This window comes from Gordonia sp. i37, from assembly GCF_002043085.1.
Taxonomy (GTDB): Bacteria; Actinomycetota; Actinomycetes; order Mycobacteriales; family Mycobacteriaceae; genus Gordonia; species Gordonia polyisoprenivorans.
The window spans coordinates 1-15646 of record NZ_MVPX01000320.1; the positions used below are offsets into that span (position 1 = coordinate 1).

A 15646-nucleotide genomic window follows, 5' to 3' on the forward strand; every position below is an offset into this window, starting at 1 on the left:
TCCCAGGACCTGGTCGGACGGTCGCTCGCGGCGGCCTCCGAAGACGCAGCGCGGCGGCAGTCGAACGCGATCGGCGCCGAGCTCAGTCACATCGTCGATCCACTGCACACGCTGGTCGGACAGATGGCCGACGAACTACGACGTGTGGAACGCGACCGCACGAGTGCCTACGCCGGCCTGTCCGAGCAGGTACGGGGCATGCAGATGATGTCGACGCGGCTCTCCGATCAGACCCGGGCACTGACCAACGCACTACACACCCCGCATCTGCGGGGCCGGTGGGGTGAGGTCCAGCTCGAGCGGGTCGTCGAACTCGCCGGGATGACCCGCCACTGCGACTTCAGCACCCAGGTGTCGGCGAGTTCGGAGGCCGGGTCGGTCCGCCCCGACATGGTGGTGCACCTGGCCGGTGGCCGCGCCATCGTCGTCGATGCCAAGGTGCCCCTGCAGGCGTATCTGCAGGCCGCGGACTGCGAGGACCCGCAGATGCGGCGCGACCTGCTCTCCGACCATGCCCGCGCGGTGCGCGCACACATCACCGCGCTCTCGGCGAAGTCATACTGGTCGGCCTTCGACGACACCCCCGAGATGGTCGTGCTGTTCTTGCCCGCCGACGCGGTGCTCGAGTGGGCGGTGCGCGCCGATCCCACGCTCATCGAGTTCGGCATCACCAAGAATGTGGTGCTCACCACGCCGTCGAGTCTGGTGTCGTTGTTGCGCACCGTCGCGCTCGGTTGGCGGCACGACGCGATGGCACGTGACGCGGCGGTGATCCACGAGCTCGGCGTCGAGCTGCATCATCGGCTCGACTCGGTACTCGGCCATCTCGATCGGGTCGGGACGTCGCTGCGCAGGGCGGTCGATGCCTACAACTCCACTGTGGGAGCACTGGATTCCCGGGTCGGGGTGACCGCCCGCCGGCTGGCATCGCTGGAGGCGCTCGGCGATCTCGAGGAGCCCACCACGGTCCGCACGGTTCACGACACCGTCCGCGAGACCCGCACGGCTGATCACGGGGCCGGGTCGAGCCCGATCGCGCAGTTCGACGCGCACATCACACAGAACGGACATGGCGCCCCGATCGGGTCGCCGGATCGGCCAACATGACCCGGCGGTTGGCGGGAAATCGCGCTTCACCCGGTACCGTCTACATGTGCCCTTTCCGCAACGAAGCTCTTCCGCGGTGCCACTGGACCAGCAGTCGGTGCTGCCGACCGTCCGTGGGGTGCCCTGGTGGGGTGCCGTCCTCATCGCGACAGCGCTGACCGCGATCGGCGCGATCATGGACGCCAAGAATCACGGCAACCTCGGCGCGGTGTTCAATTTCTGCCTGCTGGTCGGGTGCTGCCTGGCCGCGCTCGCCGTACGTCGCCGGGCGTTATTCACCGCGGCCGCCCAGCCGCCGCTGATCGCATTCTGCGTCGGCGTGCTGGCGCTCTACAGCCTCAATGCCGGCAACGCATCCGGTCTCAAGTCCTTGGTACTCAAGGTGCTGCTACCGATCGCCGCCAACTTCCCGTGGATGGCCATCACCTTTGTGGTGACGCTCGTGCTGGTTCTGCTCCGGTGGTTGCTGACCCGGCCCGAGGGCTGGAACGCGAAACTCTGGGGCGGCAAGAGCAACAACCGGCCGCCGGCCAAACGACGCGCGAACAAGAGCACTCGCGCTGCGGGCACACGCGCCTCCGGCGCACGCACCGAGGGCGACAAGGCCACGCGCACTCGTCGGACCGAGACCGCCACATCGTCGAGCAGCCGCGCGGCGACCGCGCGCACGGGTTCGTCTCGTGCTGCCACGAGCACCTCGTCGAGCAGCCGCGCCGCCCGGCAGAAAGACGCCGACGCCCGCAGCACCGCATCGAAGCCCCGCGCGAGCGCATCAGTGGTCGGCGCCGCAGCCACCGCCACCGACGACTCCGGTCGGGCACGTCCCCGGCGAGCACGTGCCGGCGACGCGGCCCGCAAGACCACCGAGTCGTCGGAGGCACCGCGTCGTCGTGCCGGCGATGCCGGCCGACCCACCGCACGACCGGTCCCCGTCACCTCCGAGGAGACCACGCGCATCCCCGCGGATCAGGCCGACCGACCGCGCCCGCGCGCCCGCTCGGCGGCCGCGGACCTCGACCGGTACGAGTCCGGCGCTGCCGCCGCCTATCAGTCGACGCGCTCACGCAACCGCTCCTGACCGGCGCCTCGGTACGTCGCGCCGACGTACCTCCTACGCAATAAGGTGCTCGGACACCCACCGCCCGAGCGTGCGGGCCGCCTCGTCGACGAGTGACGGCCAGTCCATCGCCCCTTCGTCGGCGCCGTCGGTGACCACCTTCACCAGCCGGCAGGGCACCCCGAACGCCGCCGCCACATGGGCAATCGCCGCACCCTCCATGTCGACGAGATCGGCGCCGGCGGCCAGTTCGGCGCGGCGGACCGGGTCGGCGACGAAGGTGTCGCCGGTGGCAAGCACGGTGCCGTCGCCGTCCGGCAGCTCCCATCGGTCGACGATCGGATACCCCATCGCCCGCAGCTCGGTGCTGCTGATGTCGTGTTCGACGACGGCCGACGGTACGAAGAGTCCCTCGTGACCGACCGGCAGATGGTGGTCGTGCAGCGCGCCGGCGGTCCCGATGTTGACGATGCGTGTCACCGCGGGTCCGGTGCTCAGTTCTCGGGTCAGCGCGACCGACGCGGCGACCTTTCCGATGCCGGTGACCAGAAGCCGGGTGCCGTCGGGGATGTGGCGTGCCTCCGACCGGGTCGCGGAGACGACCAGTACCCCGGTATCGGACGACGAGGAATCTGCGTGCATCCGATGATTGTCCGTCAGCCTCTCAGCGGGTGAGCGCGAGGGTTGCCTGCGCCGCCCGCCCCAACGCCGACCCGTAGGAGGGTCCGTGGCCTGCAGCGTGGACGGCCAGCGGATGCAGTTGGTGCAGCGGGATTCGGTCGCGCCACCCGGCCGCCAATGGGTGGGTCTGGTCGTAGGCGGAGACGATGGCGTCGAGTTGTGGACAGCCGAACAGCGCGAGCATCGCCAGGTCGGTCTCGCGGTGACCGCCGTGGGCGGCCGGATCGATCATCACCACTCCGTCGGGTGTCCACATCACGTTGCCGCTCCACAGGTCCCCGTGCAGCCGGCTCGGTGGCTCGTCGTCGTCGAAGACTCCGTCGGCGATGGCCGCACAGGCCGAGCGGGTCAGTTCCTCGTCGTCGGCGGTGAGATATCCGGCGCGGCGCGCGGGTTCGAGGTAGGGCTCGACGCGTTCGGCAGCGTAGAAGGCGCCCCAACTCGCGTGGGTGCGGGAACTCAGCGGCCGTTCGCCGATGAACTGTCGTCCGTGGTATCCGGCGGGCGGCGCACCGAACGAGTCGGCACCCGCGTCATGCATTCGCGCCAGAGCGGCGCCGAACTCGCGTGCGGCGTCGGCGTCGGGGAAGGCGGAGTCCAAGCGCTGCAACTCGATTCCGCTGTCCCACACCGCGATGACGTCGACGACGGGTGCTCCGGCCTCGGCCAGCCACCGTAGACCGGCGGCCTCGGCCGCGAAGAAATCCGGGTCGGCGTCACGGCGGGTCTTGCGGAAGACGTTCTCGTCCAAGGAGTTACCGCTCTCGCGCGGCATCCGGGTCGGCCGGCACGGTCTCGGTCCGCGACACCGCACTGATCCGGGCGAGATGTGCGAATCGATCGTTGGCGATGCGCATGACGATCTCGTAGGGCAACGCGAACTTGCGTGCCCACCAATACCCGAACCGGATGTCGAAGGAGGTGTAGACCATGAACCGATTCTTCTTGATCCCCTTGATGATCGCGGCGGCGGCGGTGTCGGGGGTGACCGAGACGCGATGAAATGCATCGATCTGCTTGGCCACCCGCGGGTCCGTGCGATCGATACCAACGATCTCGACGCTGTTGACCAAGGGAGTGGCGACCGCACCCGGGCAGACCAGTGACACCCCGATGTGGTGACGACGCAGGTCGAATCGCAGAACTTCCGAGACCCCGCGGATACCGAACTTCGATGCGCTGTAGGCGGCATGCCAGGGGAAGGCGAGCAGTCCCGCAGCCGACGACACATTCACCAAATGTCCGCCGTGCCCCCGCCGAACCATCTGTGGCACAAAGCATTCGATGATGTGGATCGGACCCATCAGGTTGACGTCGACGGCCGATCGCCAATGCCGGTGCTCGAGGTTCTCTACGGTGCCCCAGACCGAGATACCGGCGATGTTCATCACCACGTCCATCACGCCGACCTCGGAATCGACCTCATGGGCAAAGCTGCGGACCCACTCGTAGTCGGAGACGTCGCCCGCGGAATGGAAGGCGACGTGCCCGCCGGCCTCGGTGACGGTGGTCACCGCCTCGTCGAGCTTGTCGGCGTGCAGGTCGGTCAACACGAGGTCGGCGCCATCGCGTGCCGCGGCAAGTGCCGTGGCCAAGCCGATTCCGCTGGCCGCCCCGGTGATCAACACCCGGCGTCCGCGCAGGGTGGGAACCGGCGGGTCCATTCTGATCAGGTCGCGTAATGACATGACCTCGACCCTAATCCGACTGTCGAGGACACTCAGCCGATCGGTAGCTTTCCGTCGAACAGGCCGTAGACGATCTCGAGCATGGCGTTGAGCACCTGCGCCGACGCGTCCTGACCCTCGGTGAGCATCAACCGCATGATCTCCGCGGGATCCTTGGTGCCGAGCAGTTGCTGGATGAACGGAAGAACCGCCGACAGTTCATCGTCGTCACCGGACGACTGTGGGGTCGTCGTTCCCGGGGTCGCGGAACCCGGGGTCGTCGTACCGGGTGTGGTGGCACCGGGGTTGCTGACGCCGGGGATCGTGGCGGCCGCAGAGCCCTTGACGTAGTTGATGATCCCGTCGGTGATGGCCATCGAGTACTTGACCTGACCGTCACGGGCGGCCAACGCGGCGGCTTCCTGCGGGTTGGAAAGGTTGCCCATTTCGATGAAGACGGCCGGGACCTTGGTCAGGTTCACCGCCGCGATATCCGAGCGGGTCTGGATTCCGTCGTTCACCCCGGCGTAATTGGCGGCCGGGAAGCCCGCCTTGAGGAAGGCGTCACGCATGATCGTCGACGCCTTGCGGCCTTCGCCGCCCTGTACCTGATTGACCGTCGCATCCGGGATCGGCAGCGTCGGCACGATCATGTGGAAGCCCTTTTTGGTCGTATCCGTACCGGTGGTGGTCGAATCCGCGTGCAGGCTGACCGCGATGGCCGCTCCCGACCGGCTCGCCGCGGCAGCGCGCTCGTCGACGCATCCGCCCCAGCCGGTGTCGTCGGGTCGGCTCAGGACCACCCGCGCGCCCTGACTCTCGAGTCCGGCCTTCACCAGCTGCGCGACGTCCCAGTTGACGGTGTGCTCGGCCACGCCGTTCACCCCGGTCGCGCCGGTCGTCTGGCAGTCCTTGGTACCGCCGCGTCCGTCGGGAACCTGCTTGGCCAGGTCGTGGCCGGCCGCGCCGCCCTGATGGCCGGGGTCGAGGAAGATCGTCTTGCCCGCAAGGCTGGTGCCCGTGGCCGGTGCGGCCGATGCGGGTGCACTTCCGGTGGTGGCGGTGAGCACCGCCGACCCCGTCAGCAGGGCGACGGCCGCAGCCGTGATCGCGAGTCGCGCTCGCGAGCCTCGTCTCCGGGCGATCGACATGTTCGCACATCCTCAGCGTCGTCGTTTCGGTCGTCGCCACCCCAAGTCAAAGCAGCAACACTGGCCACAATAGCCACAGATTTCACACAGTCAAACAGTCGCGGGTGAGATGCGGAAATCGGTGACCTGGGCTGATCGGATTCGTTAGCCAGCTGTGACGTGACGGGCACGGGATCGAGACACGGAGGTCAGCCCAGCCTGGGCGACCCGGGGTCGGCGCAGGTCAGCGCGCGGGCAGGTGTCGGGTGATGTGCAGGATGCCGTGCTCGTCGTCGGCGGTGGTGTCGTCGGCGACGGCCGCGGTCAAGACGCTGAGGACCTCGTCACGGTCGATCCCCGTTCCGATCGCGACGATGCTGGTCTGCCTGGCCTGGCCGGCCCACGAGTCGCGACGCACCTCGACGAAGCCGCCGACCCCGTGCACGATGTGGCGCTGCCGATGCCCCGGCAGGTCGAAGTGCGCGACTCCTTTGATCCGATAGCAACCGACCGGCGGCCGCTCGAGGAATCGCGCGAGCCGGCGCGGGTCCATCGGCGCGGTCGAGGTGAACTCGACCGAGGTGAACTCGTCGTGCAGGTGTCGGTGACCGTGTGATCCCGGCCCGAGATGGTCTCCATGGCCATGCTCGTGCTCGTCGGCGGTACCGCAATCCAGGGTCTCGGAGTCACGGCGTCCGGGATCATGGAGCAACGCATCGAGGGTGAGCTGCACCGGTCCTGTGTCGTCGCCGGCACTGTCCGGTGCGTCGGCATCCGGCGCGACGACCTGATCGAACAGCATCGCCGGGTCGACCCGGGCGTCGATCACCGAGATCTGTGCCGCGGTCGGGTTGAGCTCACGCAGGACCGTCGTGATGTCGTCGAGTGCCTCGGGCTCGACGAGGTCGATCTTGTTGAGTACCACCAGATCGGCGACGGCGATGTGCAGGTCGATCTCCGGGTGCTCGTGTCGGGTACGGGCGAACAACGCCGCATCGACGACGTAGACCAGTCCCCCATACCGCATCCGGGGGTCGTCGGAGCCGGTGACCATGCGGATCAGTGCTCGTGGTTCGGCGATGCCGCTGGCCTCGATGACGATGGCGTCGATACGGGCCGACGGCCGCAGGAGAGTCGACAGCGCGGCGTCGAGTCCGTCTCGGTCGACCGAGCAGCACATGCACCCGTTGGCGAGGCTCACTGCGCCGTCGGCCTGCCCGGCGACCAACATGGCATCGATGTTCACCGCTCCGAAGTCGTTGACCAACACCCCGATTCGCGCGCCGACGGAACCATCGCGACCGCCCTCCCGCAGCAGGTGATTGAGCAGCGTCGTCTTGCCCGACCCGAGGAATCCGGCGACCACGACGACGGGAACGCCTACCCGGCTCATCGCGGCGTCACCGACGGTGAGGGATCACCCGACCCGGTGACACCCGCGGCGGCCAGACAGTCGGCGCAGATGACCGCGAGGTCGCGACCGAGCCGATCGGGATGGTTGGCCACATTGCTTGTCGCCGATCCGCATTCGACGCAGGCCGCGATCACGTCGGGATGGTCGGAGAACGCGACGTTCATCCGGTTGTCGAACACGTAGAGCGAGCCCTGCCAGAGTCCGTCGTCACCGAACTCCTCGCCGTAGCGAACGATCCCGCCATCGAGCTGATAGACCTCCTCGAAGCCGCGGTTGCGCATGAGCGCGGTGAGCACCTCGCACCGCACCCCGCCGGTGCAGTAGGTGACCACCGGACGGTTCTTGAGGTGGTCGTAGGCGCCGCTGTCGAGCAGCGGCACGAAGTCGCGGGTGGTCTCCACCGGCGGGGTGAGCGCGCCGGCGAATCTGCCGATTTCCGACTCGATGCGGTTGCGGCCGTCGAGGAAGACGACGTCGTCGCCGCGCTGCTCGACGAGTTGATGCAGATCGCGGGGGGTCAGCCGGTCACCGCCACCGATCACGCCGGACTCATCGACCTTCAGTTCCTCAGGCGCGCCGAAGGTGACGATCTCCGGTCGCACGCGCACCGACAACCGCGGGAAGTCGTCGCCGGCGCCCTCCGACCACTTGATGTCGGCTTGGGCGAACGGGGGGTATTCGCGGGTGGCCCTGACGTACCGTTTCACTGTGGCGAGGTCTCCGCCGACGGTGCTGTTGATGCCGTGCCGTGACAGGATGATCCTGCCGCGCAACCCGAGAGAGGAACACACGGCCTGCTGCCACAGCCGGATCGCCTCAGGGTCGGGCAACGGGGTGAACACGTAGAACAGGACGATCTTGGGGGTCGACACAGTGCAAGGGTACGGATCGCGATGGTCGCGCCGCGTGTCGATATCAATGGCCGCGATCGGGATCGTCCTCCTCGGCGCCGGCGCGACGGCATGCTCGCTGTCGGGCGGCAACGGTCCGTCCCAGATCGTGCTGCCGCCGACCGATCAGCTGACCACCGAGTCCGATGCCCCGAGCACATCGACGACAACCGCCTCGATCACCAACACCGCCACCGAATTACCGGATTGGAGTATTGGCCGGGTGGTCTCGCTCGCACCGCGCGCCGATAATTCCAATTATCACGACGGCGCCACCGGCTCGACGGATCCGCTGCAAGAAACGTCGGGATTTCACTTCTCCACCCCCGACCGCAACCTCAGTTGTTCCACCGGCACCAATGGGCGGGCCACGTTGGCATGCCGCATCAACAACGCAGCTGCGAACGGCACTCCCCCGGCATCGGAGCCATCGAGCTGTCAATGGGCAGCAAACCTGATCACCCTGGGCGCCGACGGCCCCACTCACGGCGCCTGCTCCAACGAGTATCCGGTGCTCTATCGCAGTTCGATTGTCGACTTCGGGACGACGATCGCCATCGGTCGATTCCAGTGTCTGGTCTCGCCGTCGGGCACGTATTGCCTCGAGTCGACGTCCGACACCGGATTCGCAGTCACCTCAACGGGTTATCGCAAGATCTACGCGAACGAGCGCGCACCGCAGTCGCTTCTCGGGCTCGACGACACTGACTCCACCGACGCCGACGGCACTCCGTCCGACACTGATGAACCGTCGAATCCCGCACCACCAAGCTGAGGATTCCTTCACGTTTTTCGCCGATTTTCGGCGTCTGTTGAGTGAGTGATTCTTTCAGGTTTCTCTTATTCGATTCCGGCTACCATACGGCTACGCCCCCCACATTCTGGGCAGTGCCGACATTTCGGTGACGCCCGGCAGCCGTCATTCAGGGCGGGCAGAAGTGAAGGCTCTGGAGGTCCACATGGCAAAGGTTCAATCGGTCGAGATCGTCGACGACATCGACGGCAAGATTCTCGACGAATACGAGACCGTTCGTTGGTCGATCGACGGCAAGGATTACGAGTTCGACACCTCGGCACGCCACGCTCAGCAATTCCGCGACGCGGTGGCCCGATACATCGAGGTGTCGCGCACCGCTGGTTCGGCCCGCAAGCCGGCCGCCAAGCGCGCCACGAGCGGCGCGGGCACCCGCAGCAAAGAGCAGACGCAGGCCATCCGCAAGTGGGCAACCAAGAACGGGTTCGAGGTCAGCGACCGGGGCCGTATTCCGGCCAACGTGCTCGAGGCCTTCGAAGCGGCTCACTGACCCACCCTCTGCCGCCGTGCAGCGACGCCTGCCGACGCTCGACGCGGCCCTGGCCGAACGCTCGGCTCGCTCGTTGGTGACCACCCGTTACAGTCGAGTGCGTGACTGAGCGGCGCAAGACCTCGAACGCCTCGCGCGCGAAGCCCTCGGCCGCGTCGTCGCGGAAATCCGCCACCTCGACGCCGTCCGGCCATCAGCCCCGGTCGACCTCCAGCAAGGCGACCTATGTGCTTGTCGGCGTCGCTGTGGTGGCAGTGGCGGCGCTGGTCATCCTCGGCTTCGTCTGGAACGCGAACAAGAAGGACCTGGGGCCGGTCAGCGATACCGTGCTCAACGAGAACGCCGCGCTGATCGTGGGTGAACCCGCCGCCCCGACCACCATCGATGTGTTCGAGGACTTCCTCTGCCCGGTGTGCCAGCAGTTCGAGAAGCAGTCCGGCCAGCCGATCATCGATGCCGTCAATTCCGGCAAGCTCCGGGTGCGCTATCACATGCTGACGTTCCTCAACTCGAGGTCGGCGTCGGGTGACTACTCCGAACGCGCCGCGGGAGCCCTGCAATGTGTCGGTGACGCCAAGGACCCAGCGCTGTTCTTCCGATTCCACACCGCGCTGTTCGTCGATCAGCCCAAGGAGAACGGCGACTCCGACCACTCCAACGCCCAGCTGGCGCAAATCGCCGCCGCGCAGGGAGCCGCTCCCCCGACGCAACAGTGCATCGCCACCGGCGCCAAGCTCGCCGAGGCAAAGCAGGCTGCAGCACAGTCGCGCACTCAACTCGAAAAGGCCATGGAAAAGACGGCAGTGGGCACCCCGACGGTGTTGCTGAACGGAGAGCCGGTCAACGGGATCACCGACGGCCCGGGGTGGCTGACGGCCATTCTGACCAAGGAGACCGAGTGAACCACTGACCTCCGAGACCGCGTCGCTGACAAGGCGATTTGTTTACCGTTCACGCGATGGTGTAACTTCGCCAGTGCCCATTTCGAGGGGCGAGAGAACAGAATACGGGGCTATGGCGCAGCTGGTAGCGCACCACACTGGCAGTGTGGGGGTCAGGGGTTCGAGTCCCCTTAGCTCCACAAGCAGAAACCCCCTCCGAACTGCATCGGAGGGGGTTTCTCGTTCCCGGGGTAACCCGCCCCAGAGCCTCAGTGGGCCAACAGTGGGCCAAGGGGTTTCAATGGCCCAACGGTGGGCCTCACAGCCGCCCGTTGGCGAAGGGCAGACGGCCGTGGTGGTCACGGAACGTGGCGATCATGGCGCTCTCAGTCGGGGCGGCCTTGGCGTCCGATGTCTCGCGCCAGCCGACGAGAAGGTCGGCGTGATCGGCGAGCTGCCAGACACGGCGGCCTCCGGTGTGCGCGACGGGCTCACCGGCCCCATATCGGCGGTACTCGCTCAGGCGCACATGGAGTCCGCGACGCCCGGTCTTTCCGGCGTTGGCTTTGCCGATATAGATCACACGGCTCTCCGGTACCCAGCGATCCTGGAGGGCGGCGACGGGCTCGGTGCGGTCGATGCCTTTGAAGTGCCCTGCCGGTGACACGTCGAGGAACTGAGGCGGTGTGTCGGTGGGCCGCACCACGACGTAGACGCCCGGCCCACGGGGCACGTCGGCGCTCGGCAGTTCACTGAATCGGACCCAGCCGTAGAACAGCGAGAGGTCGATCTCAGACGGCAGGTCGCCGCCGTTGGGGTGCTTGCTCATCCGAACAGTGACCCACCGGCGGCGCGCAACTCATCGGACTTCGCGTCGGCGTAGACGGCCAGACTCATTTCCGGTGAGTGGCCGTGCCAGGCCGCGACGACGTGGACCGGGAGCCCACGGTCGAGCATCAGCGACACGGAGGTGTTGCGAAGTCCCTTGAGCTGGATGCGCCGCAGACCGGCGCTCTCGCGGATGCGCTGGAACTCATCGGTCCACCATTCCGGCGGCACGGGCGTCCCATCCTCGCGCGTGGCGACGAGTTGGTCCTCGTCCCACCCGGTGCCCAACGCCAGCGCCTCAGTTTTCTGGCGGCGCTTGAGGGCTTGGAGGGCGGCGACGACATCGGCGGGCAACGGGAGGTCCCGGCGTGACCGGCGCGACTTCGGCAGCCCCTCGTCGGTGCGGCCCGAATCCAGCGCCACGCGACCCCGACGAACATGGAGGACATCGCCCTCGATGGCCGACCACCGCAGGCCCAGGACCTCGGATCGGCGCATGCCGTAGATCGAGAGCAGCCAGCAGGCGTACAGGCGGTGATCGGCGACGGCGGCGCGGAACGCCTCAGCCTCGGCCAGGGTCCACGACTTCGCCGTGACTACCTCATCGTCGGTCTCTCCGATGGGGTCGGCGGGCCGCTCCACCAACGCAATGACGTTGCGCGGCAGAACACCCTGATCGACGTACGACTTCACGACCATGGTGAACACGGTGAGCGTCGAGCGGACCGTCACTGGCTTGACCCCACCGCACGGTTCGTCGTCGGCCTTCTGGGCCTGGGCGGGTCCGTAGACCGCGCGGCGCAGCCGGATCACACGGCCTCGCTGTGCGAGATCGGAGAGCCGTGTGGCAGTGTCCTCACCGGGAAACGCTGCCGCGATCTGGGCGGCGGTGATGCCATCGGGGTGCTTCTCGACCAGCGCGACGATCCGGCCGGGAAGGCTGTGTGGCACAGTATGTTTGACGCTCTGTCGGCCGCCGGTCAGCATCCACGAGACCAGTGCGTCGCCGTCGTCCTTGGTGAGCGCCTGGAGCTTCTTGCCGCCAAGGAACCGCCGCACGGGCTTGAGGCTAGTGGCGTAGCCCTCCAGCGTGACCGGCCGGACCCCACGGCGACCGGCCAGCCACGCGTCGCACGCCTCGTCCACGGTCATCGCTGTGGGCTTCGAGTAGGTGCCCGCCGCGACCTCAGTGGTGATGCGGCGGTACTCACGGCGCGCCTCGGCCAGCGTCCGGTAGGTGAACCGACGCCGGTCCCTGGACCCGTCCGGCTTCGCGCCGACATCGACGCGGAACTCGTAGCTGACCGCTCCGTTGGCGGCGGTGCGCTTGCTGATCGGTTCGGCGCGGCGTTTGCGGTTGCTCTCGGTTGTGCTCATCGGGTGGCGTCCTTCTGTCGTGGCTGGGGGCGTTTGGGGAGGTCGGTGGCGTCGAGGTATCCGGCGTCCTTGGCCTTCTTGATGAGCCGGTCGACGGTGGCCTTAGTTAGGTGCATCTCCTCGGCGACGGTGGCGCGCACCGGCAGCCCGTTGGACACCGCGATCAGGGCGCGCTGGGAGACCTCCCACACGCGCGGATCGGCGTCGTCGGGCCGTACGGACGCATCGAGGGTGTAGCCGACGGCTTCCACTCCCAGGTCACACAGCTCGCGGGCGGCGGTCTGTACCGCTGTGTAGGCCAGCCGACGGGCCGGGATCGCCCGCAGCGCGTGGTAATCGACGGTTGCGCCCTCGTCGGCGACGACGGTCAGCTCACGGATGAACGGCCCGTCGGCGTCGGTGCCGGATCGCACGTGGAAGGTGAATGGCAGATCGTGGAGCCGAATCTCGGTGCGGCCCTCAGGTGTTCGGTGCGCGGACACCACGTCGCCGCGCTTGGGGAGTTCTCGGTGAGTGCTCATGACGCGAACTCTATAACCTGGACATTCCGCGAGCAAGCCCTCACGCTTATGTACATGACCGCACACAGTGAACAGAGCACCACGACGGCGATTGACGAATTGCGTAGCGGGCCGCCGACTCTCAGCGTCGGACAGGCCGCCGCCTATCTCGGGGTGAGCCGTGCCTACGGCTACGAGATGGCCCGCGAGGGCCGGTTACCGGTGATCAAGCTCGGGTCGCGCCGGGTCCGCGTGCCCACGGCGGCGCTGATCAAGATGCTCGGCGCTGACGCCTGAGAGTGCGCGTAGGGAATGCTCGGCGCTGAGGTCTGAGGTCCCACCCACGGCGCTCGAACCGAGATACGCTGTGGCGTAGGTGATTACTCCTCACCGGTGTGCGCTGCGGGCGAAGCAGCGATGCGAAGACCCCCATGAGGCCATGGGGGTCTTCGTGTGTTCGGGGGTTGGTCAGCCGTCGCCCTGAGCCTCGTCGGCCCGACGCTGGAGTTCGGTCTCCAGGGTCAGTTCGGGTGGTGGAGGGTCGTCGGGCTCGCTGATCTTGAAGCCGAACTTCCCGTCGCACTTCGTGTGGTCACCGTCGCTCGCGTAGAGGTGGGTGCAGCCCCACTGTTCTGCTGTGGCGAGCACGGTGGCGTCCGGCCCCTTGAGCTGGTGCTCGACGGCGATCTCAGCGGCCCGCCGGGCGGTGCGCTCTGATAGCTCGGCGACCATGAAGTTCGAGCGTCTGATCCAGCCGAGCGCCTTGGCGATCCGCTCCTCGCGGTCGTCCTTGGGCAGGTGGTGACCGCGAACTGTTGGCGCACCGGCGATCTCGGCGATGACGATGGCGGGTAGCAGGACGGTGTAGCGGTCACTGTGGCCTTTGAGTAGGTGTTCGGCACGGTCGGCCTTCGCCCTGTCGTCTGCGATCAGGAAGTCGAGGATCACCGAGGTATCGACCGCGACCCGCGTCAATTTGTCAGCCACGCATCATCCTCACCCACTCTGCCGGGTCGGCACCGCCGAGCCAGTCACTTCCCAACAGCCCCCGGCCCTCGCTCGTCGGCGCGGGCTCATGTGGACCGGCGACTGGCTCGATGCCCTCGATGGTCACGTACGCGATATGGCCCGTTGCGTCGCGGGCGATCTCTCCCCATGCTTCGACCTGCTGCTCCAGGTGCTTACGGACCTGATCAGCGTTCTCGGCAGCGAACCGGAGATCGATTGCTTCGCCGGTATCGGCCCGTCGTAGACCGGCGGAGCGTCGGCCCCGGTCATTGGTGTAGCGGTACAGGTGGCCGCGCACAGAGCCCAGCCCGCGCGATGAGGGTGCGAGCGCGGCCTCGGCGTTCGTCTGGATTACCCCGTCGATGGCGGATATCGCGTCACCGATGCGCAGGCTGATTGACTCCACACCGCGCCGAGTGGACACCTTGGCCAGCCCCACCGTTGCGATGAGGGTGTCGCGAGTCCAGCCGCGCGGAGACACTGGGCCGCTGCGCAGTTCCTCGATACCGTCGGCGAGCGTGTCCAGCGGCGAGTCTGCGGCCACCATCGATATGTGGGCGCTTCCGCCCCGCAGGTTGGTCAGTATCAGCCGTGCGTCGTCACCGTCGTTGATGCTGGCGACGAGACTCTCGATCTGTTCGATGGCATCAGCAACCGCCCTGGGGTCGAGCGCTTCGCCCTCCAGGTCCACGGTGATGTCACCCTCGCCAGCCAACGTCTGCCCTCACTTCCGCGAGTGGTCTGCCCCATGATGCCCCACATTGTCGCGATCTGTACCGACATATTCGGGGTTGTCGACCGACTACCGGTGGGATGGGTCACACTCGCATGCCTACGGGCCGGTCCAGATCCAGTTCAGTGGACGGCGGACTGTGGTCGGTGTTCGTCGTCGTACCACCGGATGAATCGCTCGACTGAGCCCCACCCCTGGGTGACGCGATCATGGAGCGCGCGCTGATCGTGGCCGGGCACCCAACGCCGCCCACGTGATAGCTCGGCTCCACAGCCGCACAGGCAGATTGAGTCGGAAGCGTCGTCGGGCAGGTAGCGCACGGGGTTGCGGAAGGGGTCGATAGTGGTGTCGATGAGCCGGTCATAGTCGGCATCGCCGGGGCCGAGGATGCGTGCGGCGCCCACCGCCTGCTTAACTCCGCCGCCGTGAAGGGGGATGTCCTCGATATGGTCGACCTCGGCGATGATCTTGATGACGTGGCTCAGGCTCATCGTCGCGATTCGCTCGCGATTGCCCTTGCTGTGCGCGATCTTCCACACGCCCCTGTTCTGTTCGAAGTTCACGGCGTCGGTGGCGTGTGGGTCGTATCCCGCCCATGTTCGGTTCCAGATCGAGGGGTCCTCGCCGACGCGGGTGCCTGGGCCGACCGGGTACTTGTCGACAAGATTGAGGTTGATCATTGCGCTGCCTCTCGGGTGACTGTCTGGGGTACACGCCGAGGGTACGTCAAAGTTAAAGGCTAGGGCAAGGGTGTAACTTTAAGAGTCTCAGCGGGTGCCGACGGGGTGAACGGTGAAGCTGCCGGGCACGGAGCCGGATCGGATGAGGCTCAGCGCGTGGTTGCGGGTCGGTTCGTCGGCGTCGGCGGGCAGGAACAGTGCCTTATCGATGTCGGTCTGGCTGATCCGGCGTGAGGCGTATAGCTCGCGGGCCAGCCCGGTGATCGACGGCCAGCAGTTCGCGACCAGCCTGGGGACCTGGCCGGAGGGGTCACCGGCGGCGCGGAGGGCGGTGGCGTCGTGGTGGTGGTGCGCCATGACCAGACGGAGACCTCGCGGTGTCGGCGGGG

18 protein-coding genes, 1 tRNA gene and 1 pseudogene are annotated in these 15646 nt (G+C 67.2%); 7 read left to right on the top strand and 13 right to left on the bottom strand.

Annotation, left to right across the window (positions count from 1 at the left end; genetic code table 11):
- Nucleotides 1–1107: DNA recombination protein RmuC (locus B1964_RS15620; protein ID WP_079930418.1), on the top strand; the 1107-nt coding region annotated here is incomplete at its 5' end.
- Between the two features lie 76 nt (nucleotides 1108–1183).
- Complete coding sequence (locus tag B1964_RS15625) at nucleotides 1184–2185, top strand: DUF6542 domain-containing protein (protein WP_079930419.1); 1002 nt, start codon at nucleotides 1184–1186, stop codon at nucleotides 2183–2185.
- 33 nt (nucleotides 2186–2218) lie between these two features.
- Here the strand turns inward: B1964_RS15625 and B1964_RS15630 are convergent, their stop codons facing one another.
- The 6 genes from B1964_RS15630 to B1964_RS15655 all read right to left on the bottom strand — a co-directional run bounded on the left by B1964_RS15630 (nucleotide 2219) and on the right by B1964_RS15655 (nucleotide 7928).
- Nucleotides 2219–2806 (bottom strand): nucleosidase, encoded by a 588-nt coding sequence (locus B1964_RS15630; protein ID WP_006367721.1) that lies wholly within the window; start codon nucleotides 2804–2806, stop codon nucleotides 2219–2221.
- A 22-nt stretch (nucleotides 2807–2828) separates the two neighbouring features.
- Nucleotides 2829–3620 carry a fructosamine kinase family protein gene (locus B1964_RS15635; RefSeq protein ID WP_238534721.1) on the bottom strand — a complete coding sequence of 264 codons (792 nt, stop codon included), beginning with the start codon at nucleotides 3618–3620 and terminating at the stop codon, nucleotides 2829–2831.
- Nucleotides 3601–4533, bottom strand: a complete 933-nt coding sequence (locus tag B1964_RS15640; RefSeq protein WP_079930420.1) for an SDR family oxidoreductase — start codon at nucleotides 4531–4533, stop codon at nucleotides 3601–3603. Before B1964_RS15640 ends, B1964_RS15635 begins: the two co-directional genes overlap by 20 nt.
- A 32-nt stretch (nucleotides 4534–4565) precedes the next feature.
- A complete protein-coding gene (locus tag B1964_RS15645; RefSeq protein WP_079930421.1) occupies nucleotides 4566–5663 on the bottom strand; it encodes an N-acetylmuramoyl-L-alanine amidase in 1098 nt (365 codons plus the stop codon).
- A 223-nt stretch (nucleotides 5664–5886) separates the two neighbouring features.
- Entirely contained in the window at nucleotides 5887–7035 is a 1149-nt protein-coding gene (locus tag B1964_RS15650; protein WP_079930422.1) for a GTP-binding protein, read from the bottom strand.
- Nucleotides 7032–7928 (bottom strand): rhodanese-related sulfurtransferase, encoded by an 897-nt coding sequence (locus tag B1964_RS15655; RefSeq protein ID WP_079930423.1) that lies wholly within the window; start codon nucleotides 7926–7928, stop codon nucleotides 7032–7034. The genes B1964_RS15650 and B1964_RS15655 overlap by 4 nt, the downstream gene beginning before the upstream one ends.
- Before the next feature lie 34 nt (nucleotides 7929–7962).
- Between B1964_RS15655 and B1964_RS15660 the strand changes: the two genes are divergently transcribed.
- From B1964_RS15660 to B1964_RS15675, 4 genes are all read left to right on the top strand, one after another.
- On the top strand, nucleotides 7963–8721 hold the full coding sequence (locus B1964_RS15660; protein ID WP_253194018.1) for a hypothetical protein: 759 nt from the start codon (nucleotides 7963–7965) through the stop codon (nucleotides 8719–8721).
- Between the two features lie 184 nt (nucleotides 8722–8905).
- Nucleotides 8906–9250 (top strand): Lsr2 family protein, encoded by a 345-nt coding sequence (locus tag B1964_RS15665; protein WP_006367728.1) that lies wholly within the window; start codon nucleotides 8906–8908, stop codon nucleotides 9248–9250.
- A gap of 101 nt (nucleotides 9251–9351) precedes the next feature.
- Nucleotides 9352–10152 carry a thioredoxin domain-containing protein gene (locus B1964_RS15670; protein WP_253194019.1) on the top strand — a complete coding sequence of 267 codons (801 nt, stop codon included), beginning with the start codon at nucleotides 9352–9354 and terminating at the stop codon, nucleotides 10150–10152.
- Between the two features lie 106 nt (nucleotides 10153–10258).
- Nucleotides 10259–10331: transfer RNA gene (locus B1964_RS15675), tRNA-Ala, on the top strand.
- A gap of 119 nt (nucleotides 10332–10450) precedes the next feature.
- Here the strand turns inward: B1964_RS15675 and B1964_RS15680 are convergent.
- Genes B1964_RS15680 through B1964_RS15690 form a run of 3 tightly spaced genes read right to left on the bottom strand, consistent with a single transcriptional unit; the run spans nucleotide 10451 to nucleotide 12857 of the window.
- Nucleotides 10451–10960 (bottom strand): hypothetical protein, encoded by a 510-nt coding sequence (locus B1964_RS15680; RefSeq protein WP_172398858.1) that lies wholly within the window; start codon nucleotides 10958–10960, stop codon nucleotides 10451–10453.
- The gene (locus tag B1964_RS31065) at nucleotides 10957–12336 is read right to left on the bottom strand and encodes a tyrosine-type recombinase/integrase (protein ID WP_079930425.1); all 1380 of its coding nucleotides are present in this window, start codon (nucleotides 12334–12336) and stop codon (nucleotides 10957–10959) included. The genes B1964_RS15680 and B1964_RS31065 overlap by 4 nt, the downstream gene beginning before the upstream one ends.
- The gene (locus B1964_RS15690) at nucleotides 12333–12857 is read right to left on the bottom strand and encodes a hypothetical protein (protein ID WP_139765750.1); all 525 of its coding nucleotides are present in this window, start codon (nucleotides 12855–12857) and stop codon (nucleotides 12333–12335) included. The genes B1964_RS31065 and B1964_RS15690 overlap by 4 nt, the downstream gene beginning before the upstream one ends.
- A gap of 54 nt (nucleotides 12858–12911) precedes the next feature.
- Between B1964_RS15690 and B1964_RS15695 the strand changes: the two genes are divergently transcribed.
- Entirely contained in the window at nucleotides 12912–13133 is a 222-nt protein-coding gene (locus B1964_RS15695; RefSeq protein WP_366664291.1) for a helix-turn-helix domain-containing protein, read from the top strand.
- Nucleotides 13134–13304: 171 nt separating this feature from the next.
- Here the strand turns inward: B1964_RS15695 and B1964_RS15700 are convergent, their stop codons facing one another.
- From B1964_RS15700 to B1964_RS15715, 4 genes and pseudogenes are all read right to left on the bottom strand, one after another.
- Complete coding sequence (locus B1964_RS15700) at nucleotides 13305–13823, bottom strand: PIN domain-containing protein (RefSeq protein ID WP_079930428.1); 519 nt, start codon at nucleotides 13821–13823, stop codon at nucleotides 13305–13307.
- Nucleotides 13816–14535, bottom strand: coding sequence for a hypothetical protein (locus tag B1964_RS15705; RefSeq protein ID WP_079930429.1), 720 nt, complete (start codon nucleotides 14533–14535; stop codon nucleotides 13816–13818). The genes B1964_RS15700 and B1964_RS15705 overlap by 8 nt, the downstream gene beginning before the upstream one ends.
- 164 nt (nucleotides 14536–14699) lie before the next feature.
- Nucleotides 14700–15257, bottom strand: a complete 558-nt coding sequence (locus B1964_RS15710) for a hypothetical protein (protein ID WP_079930430.1) — start codon at nucleotides 15255–15257, stop codon at nucleotides 14700–14702.
- Nucleotides 15258–15344: 87 nt separating this feature from the next.
- Nucleotides 15345–15646, bottom strand: a pseudogene (locus B1964_RS15715) (hypothetical protein); the annotation flags it as partial.